General features: G+C 66.6%; 8 protein-coding genes. All 8 read right to left on the bottom strand.

Going from position 1 to position 16,717, the window contains the following annotated elements; translation table 11 throughout:
• Positions 1–45: 45 nt before the first annotated feature.
• Entirely contained in the window at positions 46–4,464 is a 4,419-nt protein-coding gene (locus JFN93_RS00195) for a CxxxxCH/CxxCH domain c-type cytochrome (RefSeq protein ID WP_199381961.1), read from the bottom strand.
• 82 nt (positions 4,465–4,546) lie between these two features.
• Positions 4,547–10,015 (bottom strand): CxxxxCH/CxxCH domain c-type cytochrome, encoded by a 5,469-nt coding sequence (locus JFN93_RS00190; RefSeq protein ID WP_199381960.1) that lies wholly within the window; start codon positions 10,013–10,015, stop codon positions 4,547–4,549.
• Positions 10,016–10,074: 59 nt separating this feature from the next.
• Entirely contained in the window at positions 10,075–13,533 is a 3,459-nt protein-coding gene (locus JFN93_RS00185; protein ID WP_199381959.1) for a CxxxxCH/CxxCH domain c-type cytochrome, read from the bottom strand.
• Positions 13,534–14,624: 1,091 nt separating this feature from the next.
• A complete protein-coding gene (locus JFN93_RS00180) occupies positions 14,625–14,825 on the bottom strand; it encodes a cold-shock protein (RefSeq protein ID WP_199381958.1) in 201 nt (66 codons plus the stop codon).
• Between the two features lie 141 nt (positions 14,826–14,966).
• Positions 14,967–15,290: a hypothetical protein gene (locus tag JFN93_RS00175; protein ID WP_199381957.1), complete on the bottom strand. Its 324-nt coding sequence runs from the start codon at positions 15,288–15,290 to the stop codon at positions 14,967–14,969.
• A gap of 138 nt (positions 15,291–15,428) precedes the next feature.
• A complete protein-coding gene (locus JFN93_RS25715) occupies positions 15,429–15,554 on the bottom strand; it encodes a hypothetical protein (protein WP_268898767.1) in 126 nt (41 codons plus the stop codon).
• Between the two features lie 24 nt (positions 15,555–15,578).
• Positions 15,579–16,385 (bottom strand): hydrogenase maturation protease, encoded by an 807-nt coding sequence (locus JFN93_RS00170; protein WP_199381956.1) that lies wholly within the window; start codon positions 16,383–16,385, stop codon positions 15,579–15,581.
• A gap of 11 nt (positions 16,386–16,396) precedes the next feature.
• Positions 16,397–16,627: a hypothetical protein gene (locus JFN93_RS00165; protein WP_199381955.1), complete on the bottom strand. Its 231-nt coding sequence runs from the start codon at positions 16,625–16,627 to the stop codon at positions 16,397–16,399.
• Positions 16,628–16,717: the final 90 nt, after the last annotated feature.

Raw genomic sequence — 16,717 nt, 5'->3', positions numbered from 1 at the left:
TATCTCATGGAATCCGGTTCTCTCTGCATATCGGTTCGTACCCTTTTACATGGACTGGTGGCAGCTCTGGCAGGTGATGCTCCCCGCCGGGATGCTCCAGGTGACCGGCTTGTTGAAGTGGCAGATCACGGTGCTGCAGGTCCCGCCCGCGTAGCTTCCCGCGGCCAAAAGCTGCTTGGAGGCATCGAAGCTGCTGGTGCCGGCAGTCTTGTAGGTGCCGTTTCTATGCCACAGCGTCGCGGAGGAGACGGTGGCGAAGCTGGAGGGCCTAAGCTGCGCCTTGGACTTGACCGTCACGCCGGTCTGGAAGGCGACCTCCACGCTGCCGTTCACGTGCTTGGCGCGGTCGAAGATGACGGCGCTGGCTTTGTTGGCGCTCTGGTTGTGGCAGGCCGCCGCGCACTGCGCCGAGCCGCCGTTGGCGGCGCTTTGGACCGTCGACCAGTGGCAGGTGTTGCAGCCGATGGTCGTCGAGTAGCTGCCGTTGCCGTGGCTGTTCATGTCGCCGGTACCGGGGGCGGCGATCCCGGTGAAGTTCGCGCCGTTGGCGATCCAGTTCGGGTGGATCCCCATCAGGTGACCGCCCGGCTGGCCGGTTCCGCCCCAGCTCGTGTTGTAGTGGGTCGGCGAGCCGGCGATGGTGGCGTTGGGCCAGTTGCCGTGGCAGGCGGCGCAGCGGTCGCCGGTGAAGCTCCCCGCATACCAGTCCGGGGTGGTCGCGTAGACGGGGTTCGTCGCGTAGCCGTTGGAGTGGCAGTAGACGTTGTCGCAGGTGAGCGCGTTGCCGACCACGGTGGTGCCGGAACCGGCGGTGCCGGCAGCGACCCCTCCAACGGTGATCCCGGCGCCGTTTTTGGCCCGCAGCGTCCCGACCGAAGCGGCGCTCCCCGGGGTGAGGTCGATGAGGACCTTACCCTTCATGTGGTTCGGGTTGTTGATCGGGTGGCAGTTGGCGCAGCCGTAGTTGTATCTCCCCGGGGCGACGCCGCTGTTGGAGCGGTTCGCCGTGAAGTTGTTGTAGACCGTCGGGGTGTTCGCTGCCCCGGTGTAGACGTGGAAGCTGTGCCCGCGGGAAAGCTTGTTCATCGGGTGGCACAGGGCGCAGTTGGTGCTCGCCCCCCACTGCACGTCGGTGTAGCCCCCCTTGCCGTTACTGTGGCAGGTGACCGTGGAGCAGGTGCGGGTCGTCTTGGCGTAGTTCGCCTTGGCCACCGAGCTGATCAGTTCGAAGCCGGTCGCCTGCATCGAGCCGAAGACGATGTTGGTCCCGCCCGTTATATGCATCGTCGAGTAGGGGCGGAACTTTAATGCGTACTTGTCCATGGTCTTCGCATGGCAGACGTAGCAGGCGTTGGCCGTGGTGATTCCCATCTTCTGCACGTGGAGCTTGTGCGAGTTGGCGGTGTTGCTCCCGACCGGGCCGGAGGCGTAGTTCGGGGTCCCCAGGTTGGCGTCCGACGGGAAGTCCGGAGCCGCCGCCTGGCCGTGGCAGCCGTTGCAGCCCAGGGTTGCCGAGCTGTTCCAGGCGGCCGGGTCGCGGTACTGGCTGACGGCCGTTCCCCTTTTGCCGTTCGAGTGGCAGTAGACGGTGGCGCAGCTCTTGGTGGCCTGGTTGTAGTTTGCGTTGCCGCCGGCGTAGATGCCGGTGTAGTCCTTGAACTTGTTGATGTGGTTGCGCTTGTCGGCGAGCGTCGTGTTGTTGTTAAAGGCGGCGGTCTTGCCGTGGCACTCGGCGCACATCCGGCCGTTACCGGCCCCCAGCGAGCTGTTGCTGGACGGATCGATATGGTTTCGATGCAACCCGGTGTCGATCATGTTCGGCTTGGAGGCGTCGCCGCCGTGGCAGCCGTTGCAGCGCAGCGTCTTGGCCGGGGAGGCCCAGGTCATGGCGGCGGAGCCGAAACCTTCGGTGCCGTCCCCCTTGCTGTGGCAATAGGTGGTGCTGCAGGAACCGTTGGACCACTGCAGCGTGCCGTCCACCGCGGTGCTCGCGCCGTAGCTGTAGCTCCCCTTGAGGCCGCGGGCGGTGTAGGTGAAGAAGACCTCGGCGGCGTTCCCCCCGGCAACCGGCCCTCCGGCATGCGTTCCGGCGTGGCAGGAAGAGCACTCGAAGGCGTAAGCGGAGGCGGTGCCGGTCCGGTTCCCGGTGGTCGCGGTGTAGCTTAAGGCCGGAGAGGTGGACTCCCAGTGGCTGCCGTGGCGGCCGGCCAGCGTCGCGTCGGCCCGGTGGCAGGAGGTGCAGGAAAGCGGCCCCGGAGTACCCCAGGCGACCGACTTGCCGGCGCCGTGGCAGTAGGTGTTGGCGCAGCTCTTCTCTTGGGATACGTAGTGCCCGGAGTAGTTCCCGATCACCTTGAAGGTGACGTCGCGGCTTCCGTTCAGATGCGCCGAGGAGTAGTCGCGGAGCTTGCCGGCGACGCCAGCGTCGACCGTGGTCCGGTGGCAGGCGGCGCAGCCGCGCGAGTCGGCCATGCCGGCCCCGACGGTGTGCTTTAAGTGGCTGTTCTCCGCCCCGGGCGCGCTCGGGTAGTTCGGCTCCCCGGCGACCGGTACGAATTCGCCCGGGCCGTAGCCGTGGCAGCCGGAGCAGTCGAGCTTGGCGCTCCCTTTCCAGTTCTTGCTCCCGGTCAGGTTCCTGAACACCGGAACCGCCTGGCCCGAGGAGTGGCAGTAGACGTTGGAGCAGACGCCGGCGGCGTATCCGGCGCTCCCGCCGGCGCGCGGCCCGGAGTAATCCTTGAAGCGGTTCACGTGGTTCGCCGGGTTGGTGAGGGTGGTGTTGTCGCCAAAGCCGACCGTCTTCGCGTGGCACTCGGCGCAGAGGAGGTTGTTCCCCCGCCCGAGGGTCGAGTAGTTGTTCATGTGGGCGCCGTGGCGGAAGGTCGCGATCGGCGCGGCGCTGGCCGCGTCCCCGCCGTGGCAGCTGCGGCAGGTCATGGTCCCGCCCCACTTGGCGCTGGCAAGTGCGGCGCCGCCGTTACCGTCGGAGTGGCAGTAGGTGGCCGAGCAGCTCTTGTCGGCCGCGGCGTAGGCGGCCCCCCCCAGGTCGTAGGCCGGGGCGAAGGCGACCGTGATGGCCCCGTCGGTGTGGGCGGTCGAGCCGTTGAGGATGGAGACCCCGTCCGCCGTGGTGGCCGCGTGGCAGTTTTGACAGGAAGCAGCGCTACCCACCATGTGGCTTGCCGAGTGGCTGTTGGCCAGCGGGCTCCCTACCCCGCCGTTCGCGTAGTTCGGTTCCCCGAACTGGCTCACGAAGCCGCCGTCCCCGCCGTTGGCGCCGTGGCACCCCTTGCAGGAGATCGCCCCGCCCCCCCAGGTCGGTGCGGCGGGCTGCGGCGCGGCGCTTTTGCCGGCCGAGTGGCAGACGGTGGCACAGGCACCTCCCGCGTAGCTCCCCCCTTCCGGGAAGGAGACGTCGCGGCTGTTGTTCACGTGAAAGCCCAGGCCGGTGACCGCCCGGTCGCTGGTGACCGCCACGGTGGCGCTGTGGCAGCGCCCGCAGGCGTAGTTGCTCCCAAGGTTGGTGCCGTTACCGGTGGCATTGGCGTTGTTCACGTGCTGGCTGTGGCTGCCGGTGGCGAGGATCGCCGCGGAGCTGGCGTTGCCGCCGTGGCAGCCGGTGCAGTCGGCGGGAAGGGTGCCGCCCCACCGGGCCTGGCGGTAGCCGCCCCGTCCGTCGCTGTGGCAGTAGAGGTTGTCGCAGTTGCCGTTTCTGGCCGCCGCGGCGGTCTGGCTCGGCAGATAGTTGGGATAGGCGAGGTTTGCGGTCAAGGAGTAGCTTCCCCCCGCCACCGGGGCGGTGAAGGAAAGGGCCAGCGGGCGGTGGCCGGCGGAGGTGGCGTGGGCAAAGGGTTTCCCCTCGGCCAGGTGGTCCGGGTGGCATTTGACGCAGGAGGCGGCGCCGGTCCCGTAGTAGTCGCCGTGCTTCTTCCCGGAGCCGGAAAGGGCGGGGTGGCTCCCGTCGGCGGGCGCATTGCCGTGGCAGTCGGCGCAGGAGGCGGCGGTCGCATAGGGGGCGCTCCCCCACGGCTGGCTCAGCGCCTCGAAGTGGCAGTTGACGTTGGAGCAGCTCCCCAGCGGATTGGGGGGGAGCGAGGTCTGGTTGACGAAGCTTCGGGTGTAGGTCCCGCCGGCCGGGGAGTTGTTGATGTTGCCGTCTACCTTGATCTCTTTGGACGTGGCGTGTCCGGAGCCGTAGCTGGTGACGCCGGCGCCGTGGCACCGGGTGCAGGAGGTTGCGGTGGAGGTGGAGTGCCCCTGGTGGTTACCCTTGAAGGCCCCGGTCTGAGGGTCCCGCTTGCCGTTGGCCGAATCGAGCGGCGGCATGGTATGGCAATCGTCGCAGCGCAGGGTGTACTGCGAGGCGGCCTGCGCGACTCCTCCGGAGATTATCGCCATCACCAGCAACAGCCTTGCGAGTATCGCCATCGTGTTGCGGGAGGTCGGGATGGGGTAGCTCTTCATGTGTCGGCTCCTTCTATATAACCAATAAGGGCTTTGCGTACAGCAGCCGGCGCCGGGCGCCGGCGGGTCCGGTCTTCCCGGACTACTTCTCCGTGCTCCAGCGCGGCGAGAGCTTGAAGTGGCAGCTTACGTTGAAGCAGCTCCCGGTCTGGTTGTTGCCGCTGGACAGCCGGGCCCCGGTGTAGATCGGGAAGCTGTCGTTGCTGAAGCGAAGCTGCGGATCGATCTCCATGTGGACGTTCTCCACGTGGGAGGCGATCGGCGTGGCCATCAGGTGGTAGGGGGCGTTCGCGGTCTTGCCGCCGTTGTGGCAGCCGGCGCAGTTCACCCACCCTTCCGAGGGCTTCGCGTTGGGGGAGACGTGCGCGGCGATCAGGTGGGCGCCCCCGCCGCCGGAGTACTCCTCGAAGCGGGCGGACGACCAGTTACCCATGGTCCCGAAGCTGAGCCCCGCCACGTTGCGCGGTGCCGGCGGATAACCGTGGCAGGCGTCGCAGGAGCTGGTCAGCTTGAAGGCGCCGCCGGCCGCGTTGTGCTTGTGGCAGGTGAGGCAGTCCTTGGTCGGGTGATTCCCTTCGGCCACTCCCGCCTTGAAGTGGTTGGTCTGGGTATGGCAGACCTGGCACAGCCCCTGGTTGGTCGTCGTGTCGACGTAGCCGGCCGAAGCGTCGGTGAAGGTGATCGTCTTGCCGTTGATGAGGGTCTTGATCTGCGCCAGGTTGGTGCTCCCGTGCGGATCGTGGCACTGGGCGCAGGCCATGTCCTGGTTCCCCCCCTTGACGGTGACGTGGGTGCTCATGTTGCGGAAGGAGGCGGTGGCCACCTTGGTCGCGTCGTCGTGGCAGTAACGGCACTCGGTGTTGACGCTCCCGGTGAGCGCGTTCAGAAGCCGCTTGTTGCTCCCCGCGATCCCGTCGATGTGGGCTCCGCTGTCGTTGTGGCAGGAGGCGCAGCCAAGGGCGATGCCCGCTTTGCCGTGGCCGCTCACCGCCGCCTGGGAGACGTCCGGTGCGGTCACCCCGGCGATGACGGAAAGGGTGGCCTTGTCGCCGCCGACCGTGGTGTGGCAGCTTTCGCAGCTGACCCGTCCGCCGGTCCAGTTGGTGCTCTGGCGGTGGCAGCTGCCGCAGGTGCCGCTCTTGTTGAAGCCCGAGGCGAGCTCCACGCTGCCGTCGGCGTGGGTCGACGCGGTCTCGCCGGTGTAGGAGTGGCAGGCGGCGCAGGAGTTGCCGCTGGCGCCGTCCAGCCCGGGGCCGTAGGCGCTGTAGTGGCCGGCGTGCCCCCCGGTGGCGATGATCCCGCCGGTGGTGGAGAGGGCGGCGTGGCAGGACCCGCAGGCGCCGGAAGCGGCGACGTTCCACTTCGGGGTCCCGGTGCCGTGGCAGGAGGTCGCGCAGCTCTTGTCGGCGGAGCTGAAGGTGAAGGAGCCGGCCACCTCGATCACGCCGTCGCCGTGCAGCGAGGCGTTCACGATGGTGCTGTTTCCGGAGACGGTGGCGCTGTGGCAGACGGCGCAGGCATATCCCATCGCGGCGGTGTGCTTGGCGTGGGCGTTGGTGGTAAGGGTCGCGGCGTCGCCGTGGCAGCCGGCGCAGCCGAGCACGCCCCCCCAGGTCGACGCGTTGGTCGCGGCGAGGATGCCGTTGCCGCTGTGACAGCTCACGTTGGAGCAGGTCTTCCCGGCGTAGGTAAAGCTCTTGCCGTTGCCGGCGACGACGTCGATGGCGCCGTTGGCGTGCGGCGCCCCCGCCTTGAGGCTCACCCCGTCCACGGTGGTGGTGGCATGGCAGGACTGGCAGTCCGCGGCGGACGCGACGTGCTTTTGGTGGGTGTTGGCGCCCGGCAGCCCGGTGCCGGCGTTGGCGTAGTTCGGCTCCCCGGCGACCGAGGTGAAGGCCGGCGCGGCGTCGGAGCCGTGGCATCCGTTACAGCCGATCGGGGTCCCGGCGGTCCAGGCGTTGGCGGCCAGGACCTTGGCGCTCCCCTTGCCGTCGGAGTGGCAGTAGACGTTGGAGCAGGTTCCGGCGTTGAGCCGGCCGGCGCGGGCGCCCGAGTAGTTGACGAGCGAGTTGGCGTGGTTGGCCGGCTTGGCGATGGTCGTGTTGTTGGAGACGGTGTTCGCGTGGCAGTCGACGCAGCCGTAGTTGCTCCCCAGCGCGGCGTTGTTCACGTGCTTTCCGTGCATCCCGGAGAGGGTGTTGCTGGTCGCGGTGCCGTGGCAGCCGGAGCAGTCGAGCGTCGCCCCCCAGGTCGCGGCGCCGACGTTGGTGATGATGCCGTTACCGCTGTGGCAGCTCGCGTTGGAGCAGGTCTTGCCCACGTAGGCGAAGCTCTTGCCGTTTCCGGCGACGACGTCGATGACCCCGTCGGTGTGGGTGCTCCCCGGTTTCAGGGAGATCCCGTCGACGGTCGTCGTGGCGTGGCAGGATTGGCAGTCGGCGGCCGCGGCCACGTGTTTCTGGTGGCTGTTCGCCTTGGCCTGGTTGGCCCCGGCGTTTACGTAGTTCGGCTCGCCGGCAACCGCGGCGAAGGCCGGTGCGGCGTCGGAGCCGTGGCAGCCGTTGCAGGAAAGGGGTGCGCCGGAGATCCAGGCGTTGGCGGAAAGGGCTTTCACCGTTCCCTTGCCGTCCGAGTGGCAGTAGACGTTGGCGCAGTTGCCGGCGCTCCAGCTGCCGGCCTTGGCGCCGGAGTAATCCATCAGGGCGTTCAGGTGGTTGGCGCGATTGGACACGGTCGTGTCCGAGCTGACCGTCTTGGCGTGGCAGGCGGCGCAGCCGTAGTTGGTGCCGAGGTAGGCCGCGTTGTTCACGTGCTTTCCGTGCTTGCCGGAAAGGGTGTTGCTGGTCGCGGTGCCGTGGCAGCCGGAGCAGTCGAGCGTCGCCCCCCAGGTCGCGGGAACGACGTTGGCGACGATCCCGTTGCCGCTGTGGCAGCTTGCGGCGGAGCAGGTCTTGCCCGCGTAGGAGAAGCTCTTGCCGCCACCGGCGACCACGTCGATCGCACCGTTGGTATGGGCCCCGCCCGCTTTGAGGGAAAGCCCGTCGGCGGTCGTGGTCGCGTGGCAGGAGACGCAGTCCGCGGCAGAGGCGACATGTTTTTGGTGGGTGTTCGCCCCGGCCAGCCCGGCCCCGGCGTTCACGTAGTTCGGCTCGCCGGCGACCGCGGTGAAGGCCGGCGCGGCAGCGGAGCCGTGGCAGCCGTTGCAACCGATGGCCCCGCCGGTGGTCCAGCTGTTGGCGGCGAGGGTTTTCACCGCCCCCTTGCCGTCAGAGTGGCAGTAGACGTTGGCGCAGCTGCTCCCGTTCCACTGGCCGGCCTTGGCGCCGGAGTAGTTCAAGAGCGAGTTGCCGTGGTTTGCCGGTTTGGCGATGGTCACGTTGTCGGAGACGGTGGATGCGTGGCAGTCGGCGCAGCCGTAGTTGCTCCCCAAAAGCGCGGCGTTGTTCAGGTGCTTGCCGTGGACCCCGGAGAGGGTGTTGGACGTCGCGGTGCCGTGGCAGCCGGAGCAGTCGAAGGTGGCGCCCCAGGCGGCCGGGGCGACGTTCCCGACGATGCCGTTGCCGCTGTGGCAGCTTACGTTGGAGCAGGTCTTGCCGGCGTAGGAGAAGCTCTTGCCGTTACCGGCGACCACGTCGATGGTCCCGTCGGTGTGCGCGCTCCCCGGCTTGATGGTGAGCCCGTCCACGGTCGTGGTGGCGTGGCAGGACTGGCAGTCGCCGGCCATGGAGACGTGCTTTTTGTGGCTGTTGGCCAGCGCGGCGCTCGCCCCGGCGTTGGCGTAGTTCGGCTCGCCGGCGACGCTCGTGAAGGCCGGAGCGGCGTCGGAGCCGTGGCAACCGTTGCAGGAGAGCGCCCCGCCGGTCCGCCAGGCGCCCGCGGCGAAGCTCTTCATCCTTCCCTTGCCGTCGGAGTGGCAGTAGACGGTGGAGCAGTTCCCGGCGCTGTACTTGCCGGCGTGCACGCCGGAGTAGTCCACCATGGCGTTCAGGTGGTTCGCCCGGTTGGCAACGGTGGTGTCGGAGCTGACCGTCTTGGCGTGGCAGGCGACGCAGCCGTAGTTGGTCCCGATAAGCGCGGCGTTGTTCACGTGCTTGCCGTGGACCCCGGAGAGGGTATTGGAGGTCGCGGTGCCGTGGCACCCCGAGCAGTCCAGGGTCGCCCCCCAGGTGGCGGCGGGGACGTTGGCGACGATGCCGTTGCCACCGTGGCAGCTCGCGTTGGAGCAGGTCTTCCCGGCGTAGGAGAAGCTTTTCCCGCTGCCGGCGACGACGTCGATCACCCCGTTGGCGTGGGCGGCACCGGGAAGGATGGTGGTGCCGTCGGCGGTCGTGGTGCCATGGCAGGCGGCGCAGTCGGCGGGGCCGCCTACGTGTTTCTGGTGGGTGTTCGCGCCGGCCAGGCCGGCGCCGGCGTTGGGATAGTTCGGCTCGCCGGCGACACTGGCGAAGGCGGGAGCGGGGTCGGAGCCGTGGCAGGAGCTGCAGCTGAGCGCTCCCCCGGCGACCCAGTCGCTGGCCGCGAGCACCCGGTACTTACCCTTGCCGTCGGAATGGCAGTAGACGCTGGAGCAGCTTCCGGCGGCCAGGCGTCCGGCGCGGGCGCCGGAGTAGTTGATCAGGCCGTTCACGTGGTTGGCGGGGGTGGCGACGGTCGTGTTGTCCGAGACGGTGCTCGCGTGGCACTCGACGCAGCCGTAACCGCTGCCCACCAGGGCGTTTGCAGTCGCGTGCCGGCCGTGCTTGCCGGAGAGGGTCCCCGAGGCGGCGGTGCCGTGGCAGCCGCTGCAGTCCGCGGGAAGGGTTCCTCCCCACGCTGCCGGGGCGTACACCCCTTTGCCGTTACTGTGGCAGTAGATAACCGAGCAGCTGGTCCCGTTATAGCTTCCGCCGCTGTTGGGGGCCGCACCGAAGCCGACCGCCACGGCGCGATGGTCCGCCGAGGTGGCGTGGGAAAACGGTTTTCCCTCGGCCAGGTGGTTCGGGTGGCATTTGTCGCAGGAGGAGGTCCCGGTCCCGTAGTAGACGCCGTGCTTCTTGCCGGCGCCGGAGACGGAGGGGTGGTTGCCGGATGCCGGCGCCACGCCGTGGCACTGGCTGCAGTCGGCGGGGGTGGCAAAGGGGGTTCCGCCCCAAGCCGGGGTGGCGAGACGGGTTCCCTTGCCGTCGGAATGGCAGCGGGCGGTGGCGCAGGTCGCCAGCATGGGGAGCGAGGTCTGGTTCACGAAGGGCTGGCCGTAGCCGATGCCCGGCTCCAGCTCGATCTTCTTGTTACCGTGGGAGTTGGTGTAGGTGGTCACCGCGCTGCCGTGGCACTCGATGCAGGAGTTCTTCGCGGCGCTGGCGTGGGTCTGGTGGTTCCCCGGTACCGCGCCGGTGAGCTTGTCCTTGGTGGCGCGCCCCGAATCCAAGGGCGGCATCTTGTGACAGCTGCCGCAATCCAGGGTGTACTGCGGGTAGGCTTGCACCTCTCCCGGCTGCCCCATCACAAGCCCAAACGCGGTCAGCGCCAGGAGCAGGAGCTCCCCCGTATACCGGTATCCATGTTTCTGCATAAACTCCCCCCAGACCCCAGTGCGCGTCCCGCCGCGCCGGGGAAATCAATCAATTCAATCTATCTTTCGATGCTCCAGCGCGGGGACGGCCCCATGTGGCAGCTCACGTTCATGCAGCTACCGGTAACGTTTCGGGCCGGCGGATCGAAAAGTTTAGCGCCGGAGTAAATGGTGAAGCTGTTGTCGAGCCGGTACTGCGGTGCGACGGTGATGTGCGACTTGCTCGGCAGGATCGGGACCGTGATGTCCGAGGTCTCCACCGGATGGTAGCGGGTCTCGTGGCACATGACGCAGTTGGCCCAGCCGTCGGCGCGCCGGGCGTTTTGCGGCACGTGCGCCCCGACCAGGTGCGCCCCGCCGCCTCCGGAGTAGTCCTCGAAGGTGGCGCTGGACCAGTTGGACATGGTCCCGAACACCACCGGGTAGGAGGTGACCCGCGGCGCCGGCGGATAGCCGTGACAGGAGTCGCACTGCTTCTTCTCGGTGACCATGAAGGCTCCCGCCGCGGCGTTGTGCTGGTGGCAGCCGAGGCAGCCGGTGGTGTCGTGGTTGGTTTCGACGACCCCGGCGCGGTAGTACTTGGTCTGGGTATGGCAGACCTGGCAGAGCCCCTGGTTGGTCACCGGATCGGTGAGCCCGGTGTTGTCGTTGGTATAGGTGATGGTCCGCCCCAGGATGTTGGTCTTGATCATCGAGAGGTTGGTGGTCCCGTGCGGATCGTGGCAGTCGGTGCAGTTGGATGCCGTGCCGTCCGCGTTGATGTGCGTCTTCATGTTGTTGCGCGCCGGGTACGGGATGAGATCGGTGTCGTTGTGGCAGACGTTGCACTCGATGTTCTGGGCCCCGATGTGGGCCGGGAGCAGCATGTTCCCGCCGCCGATGTGCTGCTTCGTGCTGTCGTGGCAGCTGAGGCAGGTCTGGCCGACCCCGGACTGGCCGTGGCCGCTGGTCGGGAAGAGGGAGCGGTCGGTGGCCTTCACCCCGTCCACCACCGAGATGTTGGTGACGTGGCAGCTTTCGCAGCTGGCCGGCCCCTGTCCCCAGGTCATGGTGACGGCGCCGTTACCGTGGCAGGTGACGTTGGAGCAGCTCTTGGCGGCCGCGCCGTAGCTGAAGCTCCCCTTGACGTCGATGGCCGCGACGTTCACGTCGACCTGTCCGTTGATGTGGGTCACCGTGCCCGGGACCAAAGCGGTGGCGCCCGTCGCCGTCTGGCTGTGGCAGTCGGCGCAGCCGACCCCGTCGCTTGCGTGCTTCACGTGGCTGCCGGTCCCGGTCCCGCTCACCGCCCCGGCCGGATCGTGGCAGGTGGTGCAGCTCGTCTTGGCGTTTTTGTAGGTGGCTACCTGGTCGGCGGCCTGCTGGGTGATCTTGCCGGCGCTGACCAGGTCGGTGAGGGCGGTGTCGATGGAGCCGGTCACCGAGCCGTTGTGCAAAACGTCGATCGAGTCGAAGATGAGCTGCTTGGTATAGGCGGAGTTGTGGGCGTAGGCGCCCGGCTCCGACCGTAGGAAGGCGTAGTTGAAGGCGGCCCCCATCCTGTCCGCTCCGGACTGGCCGCTCCCCCAGTTGGTGGCGGCAAAGCGCGGCGAGGCCGAGGAGTAGTAGGCAAAGCCCTTGGCATCGAGCTGGGCCCTGAGGATCTGCAGCGCGTTTTGGAAGTCGCCCTTTTCGGCGGACAGAAGCCCCGTGGTGAGGGAGTCCTTGTGACAGCCGGCGCAGGCCTCGTTCACCGAAGCGGTGAAGGTGTGCCCGCTGGCCGAGCTCTTGTGGCAGGCAATGCAGGGGCCGGCGGTCGTGTTGACGCCGAGCCCGACCCGGCGGTGCGAGTTGCTGGAGTAGCCGGCGTAGCTGCGCCCGGCAAACTGGTAGCCCCCCTGGGCGTGCAGCGTTCCCCCGGCGGCGAGGAAGTGCGGGTCCGGGAACGCGGCGTTGCCGAAGTTCGCCAGCGCGGTGACGCTCTTGCCGTTCTTGGTGCCGCTGTGGCAGTCGAAGCAGATGTTGGACTCGCCCGCGTTGCGGTTCACGTAGCTATCGTCTTTGTAAGGCTTGACCGGGGTGAAGGCGCGGATCGCACCGGTGCCGATATCGCTGTGGCAGGCGTTGCAGGCGAGGACTTCCTTGCTTTTATCGGAGGCGGTCCCCCACGCGGCGGTCACCTTGCCGGTCGAGTAGGCGATGAAGCCGGTGGTGGTGTGGCACTGCACGCAGCCGGACATGGTCTTGAAGTCACGGCCGCGCCAGGCGGCATCGGTGGTGGCGCCGTGGGCGGAGACTTTCCACTGCTGCCGGATGGCAGCGTTTTGATCGTTGCCGCGGTGGCAGTCCATGCAGTCGGAGCGGGAGGTGACGTAGCTGGCCGGATACCCGACCGAGGTGGAGTTGTTGAAATGGACCGCCGGCATCCCGGGGATCACCGCTTTCAGCGAGTGGGAGTTGTGGCAGACGGTACAGGCGGACCCGCCGGTAGCGAACGGGTGCGAGTTCATGTCCGAGTGGCAGCCGCTGCAAACGCTGGTGTCCGGTTTGGCGGGATGGGTGGAGTGGCACTTCTCACAGCTGACGCTGTTGACACGGTGCGCTGAGGCGGACCAGTTTCTAAAGAGACCCGGGGTGCCGATTCCAATCGCCTGGTGGCAGAACTCGCACAGGGTGCGGGCCGCTTTCCCCGTTGAATCGGTGACCGTGAGCGCGATGAGCCCATAGGACCCGCCGTCCACGGCAACCCGGAAGACGTAATATCCCGAAGCGGGAGCCACTACCGTCGCCTGGCTCTGCGCCGGGACCAACTGGGCACGAGCCGGTCCGGACCACTGGGTCCAGGTATAGGTGGTCGGGGCAGGCCCACCGACGTGGGTGGCGGAAAGGGTGACCGGCACCCCGACCAGGGCCGATTGGGGCAACGACACTTTGATCACCGGCTTGTCGCTGACAAAGGTCGCGTTGATGGCGATGGAAGTCGTGAAAACATAACCCTTGGGAAAGGTCACCGTGACCCGCTGCGAGGCTCCGGCGGGAACCGAAGGGGAAACCGTGGCTCCGGAGGGGACCCCGGTGACACTTTGCACGTAGAACCCGCTCTGGGGGGTGATGTAGAAGGTGCGTGCCTCGGTGAGCGTGGTGCCGTAAGTTATGTTGCCAAAGTATGAGGGAGAGATGGAGCCGCCATACCCGCTGGATTGGGCGCCAACAGACAGCAGAGCCGGGGCGAACGAGGCGGTAACCGACTGGGAGGAGGAATCGGCATCACCTTTGACGAAGGTGGAGTAGGAGCTCCCCTGGGCTCCCATGCTGACGTTGTTCACGACGACGTCCCTGATGGAGAAACCGGGGTCGGCGGTAATGGTTACCGGAAGAGCCGTGCTGGTCGTATAGGAATGGTAGATCGGGCCGTTAACGACTCTCTGGCCGGTCATGTTCGGGGAGGTGATGGTCCCGCCGTTGGACTTGGCCTGGGTACTGAAGAACCAGGTTGCGGCGTGTGCAGCCAGAGGCAAGGCGCATGCCAGCACTACCATAGCTATAGCTCGCATCCTTTTCGGCATAGGGGTCTCTCCTTTTACGGCAGGGACTGAATCACCGTGAGCTCAACCACGGACTCAGCCATTTCATTCGATAACGGTCGAAACCGTACCCCCACCGGGCGGAACCGGTCCGCCGGTGCCGCATTTGGAGCGGTTTGGCGGCTGGATCGGCGCAGCCTGGGGGAAATCGTGTCCGGCACCCGGTGCACGAACCATACCGATATCCACCGTTGCATTCGGTCGTGCTGCAGAGCGCAAATACCCGCACCATCCCCCCTTACCGCGCCCCCAAAGGTAACGTCATGCCCCAGCGGGTTTTAATGTAAACAGCATGGGAACTTTCCGGTAAAAACGCGGCAGTTCCGCCTTGATTAATTTGGACGAATTAACCGCAACCGCACAAAAACAGAAGCCCGCGCTGTCGCATCCTTCGCGAAAGGGCGGGAAAACAGTACGTGATATAGCCGGATTGGGCATCTGATTCGGTAACGGTCAAATAGCGGGAAGACAAGATGGGAGCGGATTGCGGGGGAAGCGGGAGATCGGAGGGGTTCGGACTGGCAGGCGGGGCCGGAGTGAGGGGAAAGATACCGTGTATTTTCACCTCATTAGCTGTAGATCCTTCCGGATCTACGACGAAAATACCCGGCCGGCCCAGGACCGCCTCGGGATCTGACCGGTGCCGGGAAAGGCTGTCGGCGAGGGGTGGATTGCCACGGGAGGCGCACCGGGATCTTGCGATATCGCGGCAAAGAGCCGGTTACCGGTGCAGCGGGGATTACCAAGCTGGAACGAATCCCGCGATCCGGCGGGCGAACGTCGAACGTCGAACGTCGAACGTCGGGGGTCAGGGGGCAGGGGCGAGAGTCGAGGAGGAAGGCGTCACATCTCCTTCACGGGTCGTGCGCGAGAGCGCAAGCTTACGACGGACCGAGTGAATGGGGTGCCCTGGTAGCTGGTAGCTGGTGGACTGGGCACATTCCCGTTGCTCAGTCCATCAGGTCCGCGGGGTCGCTGGGCCCCGGACAAAAAAAAGAGCCCGGAGTTTTGCTCCGGGCTCTTCTTATGGGCAGTGTGCGCTGCGCTTAGATCCTGGTGACGTTAGCCGCCTGGAGACCTTTCGGTCCCTTTACGATCTCGAACGAGACGCTATCGCCTTCAGCAAGGGACTTGAAGCCGTCGCCAGAAATCGCAGAGAAATGGCAGAAAACATCCTCACCACCGTCCTGCGCGATAAAACCAAACCCCTTGCTGTCGTTGAACCATTTAACCGTACCGTTTACCATCTTGTGTCTTTCTCCTGAAATCCTACTGCTTGTTTTTACCGGGGATACCCCGGAGTTTCGTCACCCTAACAGTTCTATTCCGATAAAGCAACGTAATTAAGCGAAGGCCTCAAATATTTTTTCCACACCGCCGCATCGCCTTCAGTCAGTAGCCTCGACCACGACCCCGAAAACGGCGCCGGTGCGATCTACCAGCAACGTGACCAAGAATCCATCGCCCCGATACGTGTCGGCGGTCCCGGTTTCCTTCAGCCCCTCCCCGAGCGCCAGTTTTTTCCCTTCAGCCGCAGTCATTCCGGGACGGATCCCGAAGATGGCGGTGGCATGGTTCCGGGTAACGATCTTGCGGATCCGGCCGCTCTTACCGTAACCTATGGTGACCTCGACCGGCTCGAAGCTCCGCTCGAAACCTCTCAGGCACGGCTCGTCCGAGCCCTTCGCTCCCTGCAACCGCTCAAAACTCATGATGCAGCTCAAATTGATATTATCGGTACCGGTGCGCCGCGTCATCGCTTTCACAAATAGCAAGCCAGTGGAGGCAAAAAAAGAGGCAGGGACCTTCCCTGCCTCGTCGGGTTGCCGAAGCGCGACCACCACGTGCGCTCAGAGCCGGGTCATCCGGTAGTAGCGGATCATCGCGGGGAGCTCCCGCAGCACCATCAGCGCCACCGCACCTGCCGCGGCATACAGGATCGCCTCTTTTACCACCTTCTTCTGTGCCTTCTTCATCGCGTCCTCCTTCGCACCGAGCACTCACCCTCCCGGCGTCCCCGCACCGGCGGAGAGCCGGACCGCCAGTTCGCTCACGATCTCGGCCACGCCATCGACCGCCGCCGCGACCGGCGGGGAGAGCCCCATGGACATCGGGCCTTCCGGCGCCGGATACACGTCCGGCTCACACCCGACGATCACGAGATCCTTAGGCAGTTTGCCCAGCCTGCGGGCGAGCCCCAAAACGGCAAGCGGGTTCATCTGGTGGCTGTCCAGGGGCACCTCTTCCCCGTCCTCCGGGTCCGGAACGATGAGGTGTACGCTCCCCGGCGGCTTCCCCTGCGGCACCGCATCGACGATGATCGCAGCGTCGTACCCTTCCAGGGCATACGCGAGGTCCATGCCGCGGATGCCGTAATCCCCGATTTTCACTCCCGGCGCGATGGAACGGCCGATCAGCCGCCGTGCCACCGCGACCCCGAAACCGTCATCGCCGAAAAAGACGTTGCCGATTCCCGCCACCAGCACCCGCCGCGCTGCCGCCGGCGCCTCGATCGGCTCGATTTCGGCTGTCGTGAAGAAGAAGCGGTGCGCCGGGTGCCGCAGCTCCCCCATGTCGCGCCCCGGGTCGTCCTCCAGTACCACCGCGACGTGAGCGATCCCTGCCTCGTCCTCGTCGATCCCCTCGATCACGGCAAAGCGCCCGGCGAGGGTGCGGTCCAGGAGATCGCCCCCGGGTTTCGGATTGAGCCGCACCCGGCTCCCCCGGCGCAGCACGCGGCCGCCCAGATTCAGCTCCCGGGGTGAGGCAAGGGACATCCTGGTAAGAAATTCGTCGGCAACTGGCATCGTCGTTTACCTCACGGCGGGGAGAGATTGGGCATCTCAGGCAGGATCGGGTCCCGTTTTTCGGCGTTGATGCCGGTGGAGCGGCGCGCCGTCGAGGTGCCGTCGGGCAGGTGCCCGGGAGAATTGTCGTAGCCGCCCGGGGCGTTGCCGGAGCGCACCCCCGGGATGTGGGTCGGCTGGGACTTTCTTACCTTGGCGGGACCGGTCCGGATCCCCGCCACCAGGGTTGGATGCTTTTTCATTGGCCGTCCTCCTCAGACCCGCACGGAAGCCCACCGCGGCGGGCGCGGAGGGGCGCAGGGTCTTTTCGTTTATCCTTCATCCTTGCTCTT

The organism is Geomesophilobacter sediminis (assembly GCF_016458275.1).
GTDB classification, from domain to species: Bacteria; Desulfobacterota; Desulfuromonadia; order Geobacterales; family Geobacteraceae; genus Geomesophilobacter; species Geomesophilobacter sediminis.
Note: the sequence above shows the minus strand (reverse complement) of the source record. Positions and strands in the feature narration are given on the sequence as shown.